The sequence below is a fragment of the Verrucomicrobiia bacterium genome (assembly GCA_019634635.1).
In the GTDB taxonomy this organism is placed as follows: Bacteria; Verrucomicrobiota; Verrucomicrobiia; order Limisphaerales; family UBA9464; genus UBA9464.
On the sequence record JAHCBB010000005.1, the window covers coordinates 173,780 to 188,877 of the forward strand.

A 15,098-nucleotide genomic window follows, 5' to 3' on the forward strand; every position below is an offset into this window, starting at 1 on the left:
CACCCGCTCCCTGGTTGGGGGGCCCGGGCTATGGAGCCTGGTCGTCCGGGACCCGGGGCCGGATCTGAACTCTGAAGTAGCCCGCTTCGACCACGATCCGCGTCCACATCCGGCCCTCAAAACCCTGGAGCAACGGGCCGACGTCCTCCCACCCGGCATTCGACCCGCCCACAAGGTGCGGGCGTCGCTGGACCTGATAGGCCACACCTGCATGCGACGGCCATTCAAAAGCTCCCTCCGAATGGGAACCGAGCCTGACTGCCAGGGAGGGGTGCAAGGTGCCCTCCCCCGGATGCGTGCGGGCGAGGTATTCCTCAAGATCCGTGTAGCCGTCGCCGTCCGCATCGCCGGCACCGTCCCGGCCGAGGGATCCGAAGTGATCCAGTTCCCATCCGTCTGGCAGACCGTCCGCGTCGGTGTCGGGAGCCGCAACCTGCGGCACCGGCGTCAGGACCACGTCGCCGAGGCCGTTGCCGTCGCCCGGAAGGAGATTGCTGGCGAAAGTGGTGAACGCCACCCAGGCGCCGTCCTTGCTGATGTCGGGACGCGAGGAATTCAGCACGCCGCCGAGGCCCTCCGCGGTTTGCGAGAGCCTTCGTGTGGTCCCCGTATAGCGGTCGCGAAGGAACACGTCCGGGACCCCTTCGGTGTCTCCGGCCACTAGGTCCGGGGCATCGCTGCGAAAGACCACGTAGCGCCCGCCCGCGCTGATCCGCGGATCCCGACTGTCGGCCGACCCGGGTTCGCCCTCCGGGGTCGTGCTGATCAATTCCTCCTGTCCGGTGGCGACCGAGAGCGTGTAGATCTGCCGCGGGCCATCGAGAGCCGGGTCCGCAGGCCGGGTCCTGCGGACATAGGTGAGCATCGAACCATCGGGCGTCGCCTGGAATTCGCTGATCTGGGACAACGGACCTTCGAGGAGGCGGCGTTCCGATCCAGACCGGGCTTCCATAACAAACAGGCCCCTGCTGGATTCCGGGAATCCGCTTTGGCTTACGAAAAGGAACCTGCCGTTGGCGCTCAGCCGGACGAAACTCGCCACGACCTGCAATCCAGGTTGCCACGAGTTTCCGTGGCGGTGGAACACCTGCCATCGGTTGCCAGCGAAATCACAAAGCAACGTCGAACCGTCATTGGCCAGTTGCGGCGGCCGAAAGCCGGACCACGAGTCCACCGACCAGGTGTGCCCCGTCTCGAGCTCCTTCACCTTGACGCTCCTGCGCACCCCAACGGCCTGGAACGGTCCGTCGGGTTCGAGAGGCTCCAACCGAACCTCCGTAAAGTAAAACGCCACGTAACGACCGTCGGCGCTGATCACCGGGTGCTCACAGGGCCCCATGATGGGATGGCCGGAGGCGTCCACCTCAGCGATCTCCGTGGTCGTGCCTGCGACGAGGTCGCGTACATGGACCCGGGGATAACGCTGCCAGATCTCACCGATCGGGCCGGGAGGGGTCTGGAGGAAAACGACGTGGTTCCCCTGACCCGACAGGGCCGCCTGGTCCACCCGGCCTGTGGCCCAACCATCCGGCCCCTGGGACACCAGTTCGTTGGTCCGTCCATCGCGGTGAAACACGAACAGGTCGGGAAGCCGATTGCGGTCGTGGAGAACGACGTCATCGGCGAGGCTGATGAACGCCAACCGGCGGCCGTCATCGCTGATCCCGGGACCGCTGGTGCTGATGCCGGAGGCCATGCGGGTCGTCTGACCGTCCCCGGGTATAACCCGCGATACCAGCTCCCGTTCGAAATCTGTGAGGGAAACCATGAGGATGCCCAGTTCCTGTGGGTCGTCGCCTCCGGCCTCCGGTTTCGTGGTCTCAAAAACCACCCGGGTGCCGTCGGGACTGAAGCGGGGGATGCCAATGCCCGGCGCCTCATCGAGCAACCTTGTGGCGCCGGTCGCCAGCACCCGGTGATACAGACGCCGCACGCCGGACTCCGTCACCCCGGCCTCCGGGAACGCTTGTTCAGAAACGAATAGCAACCGGGTGCCGTCGGGGCTCAGAACCGGCTCGGAAGCGACCGGTTCGTTGCCGGAGGGCCCGGATGCCTCCACCAGCTCGCCGAGCGTGAAGAGGCCTGCGCCGTGTTTCCAAATGTGGCTCCGGAATCTCGGTTCGGCGGCATCGGCCGACTCGAGGCTGAACGCCAGGGAGCGGCCGTCAGCCGAAGACGACAAAGTGCCGCCCATCAGGGTCCAGAGGCTGAGTGGCTCGTTCCCGAAAACCCGTAGGAGCTCACCGGACTCGAGGTCCAACCACCAGATGCTGGTCTCGGAATGGTTGTTCTGGTCCATCATCAGCACCGCGAAGGCCAGCGTTCGACCGTCGTCACCAAGCACCGGGTCCGGGAGGCCGCTCCACCCGAGGACGCGTGTACCGTCAAATTCGGGCAAGTGGATGGCCTCCGCGATGCCTGTGGCGCGCTGCCAGACACGCAGTCCGGTGTCCAATGGGTGCTGGGTCCGCTCGGTCGCATAGACAACCACGGAACCATCGGCACTGATCAGGGGCTGCGCAGCAGGCTCCGGCTGTTCGTCCACCGTCCTGTGGATGCGTACCAGCGTGCCATCCGTCAGGTCCCGCAGGTAAACCCGGGATCCCGAATCGGCCGAGGGCTCCGCCTCAAGGTCCGTCGCCGCGGTCTCAAACACCACGTAGCGGCCGTCTGCGGAAATCATCGGATCCTGAGACGGCCCGTTGCCCGCGCCTTCACCGTCGTCGCGGACGCTGAGCAGCCGGGTGGTGTCGCTCTCGAGGTCCCGCCAGTAGATATCGGCCACCCCGTTGGTATCGCCGAGTGCCGGGTCGCTTCCCGAGCGGGAGAACACGACCCGCCTTCCGTCCGCGGAGACGGCATAACCATACACGGATCCCCGCTCCCCCTCAGGGCTGCCCGCGATGGAGATGCGCTTCACCGACCCGGTGACAAGGTCCCGGGCAAACAGATTCAGCACCGCCGGGTTTTGGGCCGCATCCGGGTGCGTCAGGTCCGTGGCACTGCTGAGGAAGAAGACCGTGCGGCCGCTGTCGGCGAAGACAGGGGACCCGGACGGACCGCTGGCACTGAGGGGAGGGACCCGGTCGGGATGTCCGACCGAGACCGGAATGAGTTCGGCGCTTTGGAGAACGGCACACCCACCGAGGCAGGCGACCAGCAGGCGGGGGGAGCAGTTCATGGCGGACCACGGGATGGATGGACCGCCTTCTCTCAAATTCTGAAAAATTGTCAATCGTAAATTTACATTCGAGAACTGACCAGCCGACGCGGCGGGGGTGTCCTGGATTAGCCGGTGAGCCCGGCAATGCGGTCGCAGACGTGGGAGGCGAAGGGCAGGGCACAGGTCCAGGCGGGGCTGACCGCATTGAGCACATGCAGCGACCGGGCATCGCCCTCGATGACGAAGTCCATCTCCAGCTTCCGGGTGCGGATGTCCATGAGTTGGGCGCGAATCCCCGGACGACCCCACTTCGTGTAGTCGGTCACCCGTACTCCGGTGGCCAGTTCGGAGGCCAGGGTGACGAGGTGGGACCGCGAATACTTCCGGAGCTCCTCAATCGCAAGGCGGCGGAAATCAAATCCGGCGAAGAGGAACAGCCCAAGGTCCCGCCAGGCGATCTCCGCGAACTCCAGCGGGTCGAACCGGTCGAGCCCGGTGTACTGCTCGCGCCAGAAGGCCGGAATGGCGGTCGGTCCGATCTTGGCATGCCCGTCCACGGTGACGGTGAAGTGCACCCCCAGGAACGGGTTTCGCAGGTCGGGCACGGGGTAGAGGTTTGTGCGAAACGCGCCGGCCGGTTCCGAACTGTACAGGTACAGGCCCTTGAACGGCAGGATCCGGTATCGTTGCGAGAAACCAAAATCGAGCGCGACACGGTCGGCATACAGTCCCGAACAGTTGACCACGTAGCCGGCGTCCACCGCTCCGGCTGTCGTGATCACCCGGTCCCCGGAGCGCCCGGCATAGGCGGTGCCGGTCCAGAACCGGATGCCCTCCCGTTCCGCATCCCCGCGCATGGCGGCCATCACCTCCGCCGGGTCCGCCGTCGCGGTGTTCGGCGACCAGATCGCCCGTTCATGGGTCCGGGCCCGCGGCTCGATCCGTTGCGCCTCGGCGGCACTCACCGGATGCAGCTCCACCCCGTTCCGCGTGCCCCGTCGCAGCAGCTCGTCCAGTTGGGGCAGGTCCGCCTCCGACCGCGCCACCACCAGCTTGCCGCACGGATTCAGGGCGAGGCCCCGGGACTGGATGTACCCCCGCAACGCCCGGTTGCCATCCCGGCAAAACCGGGCCTTCAGGGAGTCCGCCGAGTAATAGAATCCCGCGTGCAGCACGCCGCTGTTGCGGCCGGAGGCATGGAGTCCCACCTGCCGCTCCTTCTCCACCAGGAGCACGCTGCGCCCGGGAAACCGACGCCGCAGTTCGCGTGCGACGCACACGCCGATGATGCCGCCGCCGAGAACGAGATAGTCGGTGGTGATCGGTGAAGCGCTCACAAAGGGAAGAAAACGGGCACGGGCGTCACCAGCGCTTCCAGGGCGCGGCACCGCGCTGCCAGAGGCCCTCAAGCATCTGCTGCTCCCGGTAGGTGTCCATGCACTGCCAGAAGCCGTCGTGGGTGAACGCCTTGAGCTGTCCTTCATGCGCCAGCCGTTCGAGCGGGCGCCGCTCGAAGACGCAGGCATCGCCCCCCTCCAGGTAGTCGCCGATCCGGCGGTTCAGCACCATGAATCCCCCGCTGATGTAGGCGGCCTCCTGCTCGGGCTTCTCCCGGAATGCCGTGATCGTCCGGCCGTCCATGGCCAGCTCACCGAAACGGCCGGATGGCTTCACGGCCGTGACGGTGGCGATGGCACCGTGGGATTGATGAAAGGCCACCGCGCCGTTCAGGTCGGCATCGGTCAACCCGTCGCCGTAGGTGAACAGAAAGGTGTCGTCCGTCACATGGGACAGTGCCCGGCGCAGGCGGCCACCTGTCTGGGTCTCCAGGCCCGTCTCCAGCAGCGTCACGGTCCAGTCCTCCTCGTCGTGCCCGGTGTGATACTGGATTCTGGGATGGCGCCCGAGCGTCAGCGTGACGTCGGAAGTATTCCAGAGGTAGTTGCGGAAGTAGTCCTTGATGACTTCGCCCTTGTAGCCAAGGCAGAGGACGAATTCGCGGTGTCCGGCGGCCGCGTACAGCTTCATGATGTGCCAGAGGATGGGGCGGCCCCCCACGGGCACCATCGGCTTCGGACGGTACTCGGTCTCCTCGCGCAGGCGCGTGCCAAGTCCGCCGCACAAGATCACGACTTTCATCAACGCGGCAACGAGCGGGTCACCCTATCGTGGCCGACGCCCCGGGGCGAAGGATTTCCTGAGGGCCGATCCACCCAGCCACGCCATCGCTCAGTCCACGGTATCGAGCTGCGGTCCGGTGGCGGCCGGGAGGGGGCGGCCGGCGCCGCGACCGCCGCACGGACGGGTCTGCTGCGCCGGATTCGGCCTCAGCATGCGCTTCTGGCGCTCCCGGTCGCCGGCGTTCCGCACCACCGGGATGGGTTTGCCGGTGTTGATGTCGAGCCCGGTGACGTACATGGCCGCGGACCCGGTCATCGGCAGCGGGATGAAGTCCTGCACCTGTTGCAGGTTCCATCGCTCCTGTTTGAGGAACTGCTCGACCGCACCCATTTCCTTCTCCGTGCATCCCGGGAAGCTCGAGATGAAGTAGGGCACGAGATACTGCTCCTTGCCGGCCTCGGCGCTCAGCTCGAAGAACTTCTCCATGAAGGAGGGGAAATCGCCCGCCGGTTTGCGCATGCGGCGCAGCACCTCCGGATGCATGTGCTCGGGGGCCACCTTCATGTGGCCGGAGACATGGTTCTGGACCAGCTCTCGGGTGTACTCCGGGGTGCGCAGCGCGACGTCCATCCGGATGCCGGACTGCACAAACACGTGCTTCACCCCCGGCTGCTGCCGCGCCCCGCGCAGGAGGTCGAGCCCGGCCGGTTCGTTGAGTTCGAGCACCGGACAGATCGAGGGCCAGAGACAACTGGGCCGGTGACAGCTCCGGCATCGTTCGTCGTGGCCGTTGCGCGCGCCGAAGAGATTGGCCGTCGGGCCGCCGAGGTCCGAGATGGTGCCTCGAAAGCCGTCGGATTCGCTGATGCGCCGGATCTCCTTGAGCACGGAGTCCACGCTCCGGCTCGAGAGGAACTTGCCCTGGTGAAAGCCCAGGCCGCAGAACGTGCAGCCACCGGGACAACCGCGCGAGACGATGATCGAATCCTTGATGGTTGCGAATCCCGGCACCGGTTCCCGGTAGCTGGGATGGGGCATCCGCATAAAGGGCAGCTCGTAGAGCGCGTCCAGGTCGGGCCCGTCCACTGGAAACGCCGGAGGCTCCTGGAGCAGCACCCGATTGCCGTGCCACTGGACCAGGCGGCGTCCGCTGTACGGGGTCTGTTGGGCCTCCACCACCTTGGTGAGGCGGAGCAGGTGGGTCTTGTCGGCCTGGAGGTCCTCCCAGGAGGGCAGCACGATGGCATCGGAAAGGTCCGCCGTCGCCGCGGCCCTGGCGCCGAGAAAAACCGCCGTGCCGCGAATGCCCCCGAAATCCCGGCGTCCCTCCCGGAGGCGCGTGACGATCTCGCGGGCCGCCACCTCGCCCATGCCGTAGACGAGGACATCGGCCTTGGCGTGGGCCAGGATGGACGGCTTGAGTTTGTCCTCCCAGTAGTCGTAGTGGGCGACACGACGCATGGAGGCCTCCATGCCGCCCAGGACCACGGGGACCCCGGGAAAGGCGCGCCGGGACATCTGCGAATAGACCACGGCGGCGTGGTTGGGGCGCAGTCCCGGGACGCCGCCGGCGCTGTAGACGTCCTCCTTCCGCCGGTGCCGGGCGGCGGTGTAGTTCGACAGCATCGAGTCGAGGTTCCCCGCGGTCACTCCAACGAAGAGCCGCGGCGTGCCCAGGACCTGGATGGACTCGATGCGGGTCCAGTCGGGCTGTGCGATGATCCCGACGCGCAGGCCCATCGCCTCGAGCACCCGGCCGATCATCGCGGCACCGAAGGACGGGTGATCCACATAGGCATCACCCGTGATCAGGAGCACATCCACCGCGTCCCAGCCGCGCGCGTCCATCTCCGTCCGGGACATCGGGAGGAATCCGGTGTCGGGAGACCGCGGCTTTAAGGTAATTGGTGAACTCGCCATACGCCGACTCCATAAGACTTCGGGAGCGCCCGGATGGCAACCGGAAGCGGTCAGGCCGCGAGGTTCCGGACGTCCTTCGCCTCCGCAGGCCCGCCGCGCAACCGGGTTCCGACCGGCGCTTGCGCCGGGTCGGGGCGGACGTAGTCGGGCGCCACCGTGCCCAGGCTGATGATGCACTTGATGGCATCGGACACCGACATGTCGAGGCGGGTGAACTCCTCCTCCGGAAGGAACAGGAGGAATCCGGTTGTTGGATTGGGCGTGGTGGGGATGAAGACGCTCCAAACCTCGCGGGGTGTCCGCGCCTGGATCTCGTTCTGCTGGTCCGCCGTGAGGAACCCGAGAGAGTACATGCCCGGTCTCGGGAACTCGACGAGCACCGTCTGCTGGAACGAGGATTTGTTGCCGGAGAAAGCCTCCTTCACCTGCTTCACCGTGCTGTAGATCTTGTTCAGCAGGGGGACCCGCAGCAGGATGATGTCCCCGGTCTGGATCAGCTTTTTGCCAAGGTAGTGCCGGGCGAGCGCCCCCAGGAACGTCACCAAGGCCATGGCCAGGGTCAGCGCGGCGAGGCTCCAGTACCAGTGGATGTCGCCCCGAACTCCGTTGACGTACTTCCATTCCCTGGGGACGGCGAACAGCAGCGTGTCCGTGATGTTGGAGACGGTGCCAAAAAGCCAGACGAGGACCGCGATGGAGATGACCGCCGGCAGGACCACGGCCAGTCCGGTGAGGAAGTTCGCCTGCAACTGCGCCCACGGGGTTTGCTTCATGGCTGCATCCTAGGAATCGCCCGAACGCTCCTCAAGTGACGACGCCGTTTCCGCGCCCTCAGTCGGTTCCGGGTCCCGCGGGAGCGGCTGCCTGCGATCCCGGGGGCGGATCGGCCGGTTCGGCCTCCTCGTAGAGGCGAGCCAGCCTGAGCAGGACGGATTCCAGCGCCTGCGCATGGGCCGCGGGTTCGAGGGAGGCTTTGCGCTCCCGGAGGGCCTCCAGCTCCCGTTCCAGGGCGTCGCGTTGCATCCGGACCTCCGCCCCAAGGGCCTGTTCCCCGGGGCTGCGCACGAGGACGAGCGTGCGCGCCCATCCGCCGTCGGTGGATGCGCCCTCCCGCGCCTGCTTGACCGCGCGGACGCCGCGAAACCAGTCGGCGGGCGTGCCCAGACCGTCGCCGGAGTCCTCGAGCAGGGCGTGTTCGGTGGCGAGGCGGCCGGCCGTCGCATACCACTCGGCGACGCGGCTCGAGGCGGCGATGAAGGCCTCCAGAAGTGACACCTGTCCGTCGTGGTCAAGGTCGGCCGCCGGATCCGTAAGCGCCTCGGCGAACGGAAGTCCAAACCGGGTGGCATTGACCTCCGCGCCGCTGCGGGTGGCGGTGATGACGACGCGGTTGGTGCCGGCGAGCGCCTTGAGGAAGGGGGCGCTGGCCGAGGCGGTGTTGATGACTGCAACCGGACGCTCCACCGGCATCAGCCAGCTGGCGAGCTCGGCCGCCGACACGTCGGGTCCGCGCAGGTTGAACCGGGCGTCGCGCTCATCCCAGGTGCCATGGCCGATCAGCACGAGCCAGAGGGGGCGGGATTCCGTGCCTGCGGCTGCCACGGCCGCTTGCAGCCGGTCGCGGTCGGGAATCCCCGTGTCCCCGCCGATTCCGATCACCGTCAGCGGTGCCCCCGCCTGCGCCGCAGCCCGGGTCCAGGCGGCCGCCTGCTGAACGAAGTTCGTCGCGTACTCCGGTTCTCCCGCCGCTCCGATCACCAGCACCAGTGCCGGAATGTCGTTCGGCTCGTCCGTGGCCGGGGCGGGCAGGGTGGACGAGGCCAGCGCCGGCAGGGCCAGCATCGTCCACAGCAGCCTTGAGGCCCGGATCACGGCAATCCCCTCCAGCGACGCAATCCCCATTCCGTGACCAGACAGCCCAGGGCCAGGGCAAACATGGCCGGGGTATGCCACAGCGGGCGGGACCAGGATTCCATCTCCGGCGCCCGACGCTCCGGGAGATCGCGCACGAAGGCTTCCAGGCGGCCGGCAGGAATCACCTCGCCCCCGGTCTGACGGGCGATGGACTCCAGCAGCGGCAGATTGGGTTCCAAAGATCGGAACTCTTCGGCGGCAAGGTCCGTGCTCCAGCCGGCCTCGGCGCGCCCGACCTCGGCGCCAACCGGGTTCATGGCGACGGCCGTGGCCCGGAACCCGCCGGTGAGCCGGGGCACGTACACCGCCTCGTAAAGGCCGGGTTCGGAGACGGACGCTTCGGCCGGCAGGCGCAGGACGTTGGTGGCGCCGGGCTCGCTGCTGGCGATCAGCACCGGCTGGATCTCCAAAATGACGTCCGCATTGTCCATCGGCTGGAACTTCGGATCCCGGACCCGCACCTCCAGGCGCATGGCACCATTGGGGTCGCCCGGGACGGCCTCGGCGGTCAGTTCCACCGGCCGGGGTACATCGGCCACCAGCCACCGGGCGAGCTGGCGCCACATGCGGTCCATGTCGGCATGCGAACTCGCGTCACGCATCCCCCAACGCCAGAGATCGCCGATGGTGAGGGCCGCGACGCGTCCGCGTCCGAAGCGTTGCACCACGAGCGCCGGGACTTCGCCGCCCGCCTCGTCGGCCGCGGTGGCGATGACACTGGCCCCCGGTTTGATGTCGCCGAGGCGGTTGATCACGAGAAACGGCGGCATGGCGTCCCGCATTTCGCGTTCCCCGCCCTCCGTATCGCGCAGCCGCGCCCAGGCCTGGAGCCAGCCTTCGCGCGCCAGCACGAGGCGGCGGGGAACCGATGGGGCGGCATCGGCCCGGCGGTCGAGATACACCGGCAGCAGGTCTCCGATCGGCGTGCGGTGATAACCGCCCTGATGGAACGATTCGGCACCGCCCAGCATCAGGAACCCACCGCCACGTTCCGACACGAATTTCTGAACCAGCAACTGCTGGTCGGGCTGGAAGAATGCGGCCTCCAGGTCGTCCACGATCACCGCCTGGTACCCGTAGAGCTCCTCCGGGATTTTTGGAAAACCGCTGCGCAGCTCCAGTTCGTCGCGGGTGTTCAAGCGCACCAGCACCGGCTGATCGTAGCGCTCGACCTCCTCGGGCGACTGTTCCCCGAATCCGCGGAACAACGGGTTGCTCGTCTCGCCGGCCCGCCCGCGGAACTCAAACTTCGGCTCGCGACGCGCCACCCGGATCAACGCGACCAGTTGCACTTGCGGATCCTCCTGAAGCGCGCGGTTGAGGAACTTGAACTCCCAGTTTGGGCGTCCCGTGACGTAAAGGATCCGGTGGGGTCCCCGTCCGCGGTCCACCGCCACCACCCGGTTGTTGTTGGCGAGGGTGGCCTCGGCCTCCGCTTCGTCCGCCACTCCGGCCACCGCCACGCTGAACCGGTGGAACACCACCCCCAGCCCCTCGGGTTTCGGCTGGAACCGGAAGGTGAGCGGCGCGGGGTCGTTCGGAACCTGGCGCACCTGTTCACCCACCGTCCGTCCCGCGGCATCGGTCAGCCGCGCCACCACCTCGCGACCCGCCAATCCGGTGGCCGCCACATCCGCCTCGACCGTGACCGGCGCATCCTCGAACGCGGTCTGGGTGGCGCGGACGTCCAGGACGCTCACGTCGCGGAGCGCCCCGGGCTCGCCGACCACCACCGGATACACCGGGGGGAGCCCTTCGAGGTCGGGCAGCGCCCCCTTGAGGTCGGTGGCATTGCCGTCGGTGAACAGCAGGACGCCCGCAAGGGGGCGTCCGCGGTTGCGTTCGACGACCGCCTGCAGGGCTGCGCCGATGGCCGACGAGCGGCCGTCGAAGACCAGGTCGGAAAAATCCGGCACCGCCTGCAGCCGGGAATCGAACCGGTAACGTCGCACCTCGAACGTCTGCTCCAGCAGCTCCGGCCAGGCGCGGCGTCCCGGATCAAGCCACTCGCGCAGGGTTTCCCCGCGGGTTTGCGCGGCTCCGGGGTCGCGGATGCCCAGGCCCTGGCTGTTGTCGGCGACCACGACGAAGCGGTTGGCTCCTGGACGTGCCCGCTGCCCCGACCACAATGGCTCGAGCAGACAGAAGGCGAGGGCGGCGATGCCGACCGCCTTGAGGGTCAGGCAGGTCCAGCGGACCCATCCGGGAGGCGTGGCCCGATAACTCCAGGCCAGAAGGAGCGCGGCCACCCCGGCGGCCGTCAGGGCGGGCAGGAGCCAGGGGCGGTTGGCCAGGATGAGGGAGGCCATCAACATCGTCAGCGGTCCCTCCCCAGTTCCTCGTAATAGCGCCGGACCAGTTCGGTGTAGCGATGCGGCACCGGATCCCGGTCCATGGGCACCAGCGCCTCGCGGGAGCTGCGCCGGGCCAGCTCCTCTGCGATCTGCTGCCGCACCTCCACCAACGGCTTGAGGATTTCGAGTCTCACGACGGCCCAATCGGGTTTCTTGAGGTCCCGGCGCATCTCCACCCGCATCTGCCGCGCCCGCTCCCGGGCACCGGCCACGCCGGCGCGGAGTTCCGGCGATTCCACGAGCTCCTCCACCTCGCGGAGCCGGTCGGACCACGGCGCAAAGGTGCCGCCGGTCAACGGGCCGCCCCCACCGGTTCCCCCATCGTCTCCGCCCGCCAGCAAGTCGAAGGGGCTGGACCCGCCTTGCGATCCGCGCTGACCCCGCTGGGGCGATGGGGGGCCGGGCGGATTGCCGCCCCCCTGCCCATCCGCCGGAGAGTCACCCGGACGGGGACCACCGGATTCAGGAGGCGGCGTTGGCCCCTGCGCGAGGGAAGGGGTCCCAGGCCGGGCAGGTTCGCTGGCGGGCTCACCGGGGCCACCGGCGCCGCGTGCGGATGGTTCCCCGCGCGGGTCCCCGGGCTCCCCTTCCTGTCCGGCCCCGGCCCCGGCCAGCTCACGCTCCAGCTCCCCGGTCAGCGCATCCAGCTCTCCGGCCGCGCGCCGCAAGGCCTCCGCCTCATCCCCAAGCACACTCTCCGCCGCGCGCTCCACCCCGTCGCGTAACTGGACGATGCCCTCCCGGGCCCGGGCTTCCACGCGATCCGCCTGCGCGAAGTTGCCGAGGCGCAGCAGCTCGGCAGCCATGTCGAGAATTTGGCCCGGCTCCCCGGAGGTCTCCTGCAACCGGTCGTACAACCGCTGGCTCAACTGGCCGCGCTCGGCCAGCTCCTGCTGCCACTGCTTCGCCAGGCCGGCGTCGTCCTGCTGAAACTGGCGCAGGGTCTCCTCGAGCTTCTGGGAGAGCAGGGGTTCCGCCTGCTCGGCCAGTTGCGCCACCTCGGTCGCCTCCCCGACCAGGCGGGTGGCCCGCTCGCGCTGCTGTTCCAGTTCGCGAGCCAAATCCTGGCGCTCCGGAGTCTCCGACAGAGTCCGGCGTCCGGGCTCGCGGGCCTCCCCCAACTGGCGGGCGATGTCCTCCTGGCGTTGCGCCAGTTCGCGCGCCTCCTGACGCAGTTGCCGGACGTCTTCCGAAAACTGGCTGGCGCTTTGCCGGCGAAGGTCATCCCGCAAGGACTCGAGCTGCCGCTGGGCGCGGGTGCCGGAGGCCACCGCCTGGCGGGTCGCCCCCTCGGCCGCGGCCTCTGCGGCCCGTTGCACTTCGTCGCGGGTTTCCTCCAGACGCCGGCGCTCATCGGCCAGCCGCGACTGGTTTTCGGGGCGGTCCATGCGTTGCTGCAGTTCGTCCACATCGGCGAGCATCTCGCGCTGCTCCTCCTGGAGACGTTTCAACTGGCGTCGGGCCTCCTCGCGTTCTTCTTCGGTCCGTGCCTCCTCGAGGGCGGCCTGCAACTCCTTGAGGCGCTCATTGAGGTCCTCCTGGCGGCGGGCCAGTTCCTGGAGCCGGTTGAGGATCTGCAGTTGCGCGCGCTGCTCGGGGTTCTGCGCCGTGCGCGCCTGGCTCTGGGTCTCATAGCGATCCTCGGACTGCTTCAAATCCAGCTGGTCCACCTGACGCTGACTTGCGGATTCGCCGCCGCCTCCCCCTCGGTTGCGACCGCGCGTCACGGTGACCTCCCGGGACTGCATGCGCATCAGGGCCTGATAGGCGGTTTGTTCCGGGGTCAGGGCATTCGCCAGCAATTCGGGGGAATCCAGGGCGGCCGTCAGACGGGTCACCGCATCCTCCATGGACCGCACCACCAGCGCCCAGTCACCCTCCCGCTCCGGACCCGTGGCGTCCGCCGCCTCCTCCTGGGCCTGATCAAGAGCCGTCTGCTGGGAATCCCGAACCACCGTGGCATCGGCGACATAGGCGTCGCGGCTGCCGGGCTCACGCTGCAGCCTCCAGGTGGCGTTGATGATTTGCTTCTGAAGCTCCGCAAGCCGGGTTGCCGGAGTCTGGCCACCGCCCTGATCCCCGCCCTCGCCCTCCATGTTCTCACCCTCACGGAAGATTTCGTCGAACGGCCGGATCTCTCCGAACCGCAAGTCGCTTCGGGTGATTCGCACCGCTCCATCGGGGCCGAGGTCCTCGGCCCAGAGATGCCACGTCACGAGGTCGCCGGGTGACACCTGGAGATCCTCCAATCGGACCACGTGTTGGAACGAGCGCCGCTCCTTCGATGGCACCGCCGTGCCCAACTCCACGTCCACGCTGCCGCCGCCGCCCACGGCATAGGCGAGTCCGAACCGAAGGACTCCGAAGTCATCCCACACGGTGCCCTCGAACGGCATCTCCTCGAGCGCCGAGGGACGCTGATCACCGCGCGGACGCGTCAGCTTGACCTCCGGAATTCGGTTCGGCAGGGCATCAAACACAAAGGCCACCGGCGCCTTGTTGGTTCGTCCGTCGGCATCCGTGAGCACCAATTGATAGCGACCGCTGCGCATCAGGGGCCAGGCGACCAGGGTAGCCACGGCGCGGTTCGTGCCAACCTCCAGGGAGAGGGAAGCCGCCGCATTGGTCCGCTCCACCAATTGTGCCAAGACGACGGGCTTGTTGAGTTGCAGGGTGAGATCAACTCGCGTGCCCTCCACCGCGCTAATGCGACGGGTGTCCTCAATGCGACGAGGCTCGAGGCCGGTGTAGTCCGGGAAGTTGAGGTCGGCGTCGGCACGTTCCAGGCGCGGATGCTCAAACACGGTCACGGTGAACTCCCGAGTCTCCCGGCCGTCATGCACCACGCGGTATCGAAGATCGGTTGAGACATCCGGGATGCTGACGCCGAACACGGGATCCGAAAGACTTCGGATCAGCGGCAGGCGCCGCTCCACCTCGCCGGAAGTCTGGACCACGAGCTCAACCTGCCGCGGCGCCTCGCCACCAAAACGCGCCAGCACCACCAGGCTGTCCCCCTTCTCCAGCGCCACATCGCCCGGGGTGATTTCCAGCCGGCCATCGGCGAGTGCCGCATACGTCGAGCCCCGGGACGCCGCATCGCCAGGAGTCCTCAGAACCCACAGCACGACCGCCAGCAACGCCAGACTGGCGATCTGCGCCGCCTGGGCACCGGCCACCTGCCACAGCGGAAAACAACGACGCCACCGCCCCCGGAAGCTTGCCTCCAGCGCCCCCAGAACCACCTGTTGCTGCAGGAAGTTGAGTCGGCCCGGCGCGTCCTCTTCCTGCTGAACCGCGGTGAGCAACACCCCCTTCAGCTCCGGATGCCGCCGCTCGATCAAGCCGGCGACATCATTGATGCCGGGACGCGTCCGCCGGAGGTGTCGCACCGTCCAGAAAAACGCGGCCACCGCGAGGATCCCGAGGGCCGGCAACGCATACGGCGCTGTCCCGGGCGCCCACCGCTTCAGGGCGAGCAGGCCCAATCCGGCGAGGGCCACCCCTGCCCAGCACCCGGCCAGACCGGCACCCAGCCGGCGCCAGCGAAGCCGGCGAAGCAACGGTGCCAGACGCGCGTTGAGCAGCGGGTCAATCATGGGGTTGCCTGGGGGCGTTCATGACGA

The 15,098-nt window shown here is 68.0% G+C and carries 8 protein-coding genes; all 8 read right to left on the reverse strand.

Features of this window, described 5'->3' with window-relative positions; genetic code table 11:
- Positions 1-28: 28 nt before the first annotated feature.
- Positions 29-3,181, reverse strand: a complete 3,153-nt coding sequence (locus tag KF791_05375) for a PD40 domain-containing protein (GenBank protein ID MBX3732005.1) — start codon at positions 3,179-3,181, stop codon at positions 29-31.
- 107 nt (positions 3,182-3,288) lie between these two features.
- Complete coding sequence (gene lhgO, locus KF791_05380; GenBank protein MBX3732006.1) at positions 3,289-4,500, reverse strand: L-2-hydroxyglutarate oxidase; 1,212 nt, start codon at positions 4,498-4,500, stop codon at positions 3,289-3,291.
- Positions 4,501-4,525: 25 nt separating this feature from the next.
- Complete coding sequence (gene rfbF, locus KF791_05385; GenBank protein ID MBX3732007.1) at positions 4,526-5,302, reverse strand: glucose-1-phosphate cytidylyltransferase; 777 nt, start codon at positions 5,300-5,302, stop codon at positions 4,526-4,528.
- Positions 5,303-5,392: 90 nt separating this feature from the next.
- Entirely contained in the window at positions 5,393-7,147 is a 1,755-nt protein-coding gene (locus tag KF791_05390) for a YgiQ family radical SAM protein (protein ID MBX3732008.1), read from the reverse strand.
- 107 nt (positions 7,148-7,254) lie between these two features.
- On the reverse strand, positions 7,255-7,977 hold the full coding sequence (locus tag KF791_05395; protein MBX3732009.1) for a DUF502 domain-containing protein: 723 nt from the start codon (positions 7,975-7,977) through the stop codon (positions 7,255-7,257).
- A gap of 58 nt (positions 7,978-8,035) precedes the next feature.
- Positions 8,036-9,106: a hypothetical protein gene (locus tag KF791_05400; protein ID MBX3732010.1), complete on the reverse strand. Its 1,071-nt coding sequence runs from the start codon at positions 9,104-9,106 to the stop codon at positions 8,036-8,038.
- Entirely contained in the window at positions 9,073-11,433 is a 2,361-nt protein-coding gene (locus tag KF791_05405) for a hypothetical protein (GenBank protein ID MBX3732011.1), read from the reverse strand. The genes KF791_05400 and KF791_05405 overlap by 34 nt, the downstream gene beginning before the upstream one ends.
- A gap of 2 nt (positions 11,434-11,435) precedes the next feature.
- Complete coding sequence (locus KF791_05410) at positions 11,436-15,071, reverse strand: hypothetical protein (protein ID MBX3732012.1); 3,636 nt, start codon at positions 15,069-15,071, stop codon at positions 11,436-11,438.
- Between the last annotated feature and the right edge of the window lie 27 nt (positions 15,072-15,098).

Bases quoted from the DNA above. Each gene is read 5' to 3' on its own strand.
- KF791_05395 (MBX3732009.1), bottom strand. From the start codon at position 7,977: ATGAAGCAAACCCCGTGGGCGCAGTTGCAGGCGAACTTCCTCACCGGA.
- rfbF (MBX3732007.1), bottom strand. From the start codon at position 5,302: ATGAAAGTCGTGATCTTGTGCGGCGGACTTGGCACGCGCCTGCGCGAG.
- KF791_05375 (MBX3732005.1), bottom strand. From the start codon at position 3,181: ATGAACTGCTCCCCCCGCCTGCTGGTCGCCTGCCTCGGTGGGTGTGCC.
- KF791_05405 (MBX3732011.1), bottom strand. From the start codon at position 11,433: ATGTTGATGGCCTCCCTCATCCTGGCCAACCGCCCCTGGCTCCTGCCC.
- KF791_05390 (MBX3732008.1), bottom strand. From the start codon at position 7,147: ATGTCCCGGACGGAGATGGACGCGCGCGGCTGGGACGCGGTGGATGTG.
- KF791_05400 (MBX3732010.1), bottom strand. From the start codon at position 9,106: ATGGGGATTGCGTCGCTGGAGGGGATTGCCGTGATCCGGGCCTCAAGG.
- KF791_05410 (MBX3732012.1), bottom strand. From the start codon at position 15,071: ATGATTGACCCGCTGCTCAACGCGCGTCTGGCACCGTTGCTTCGCCGG.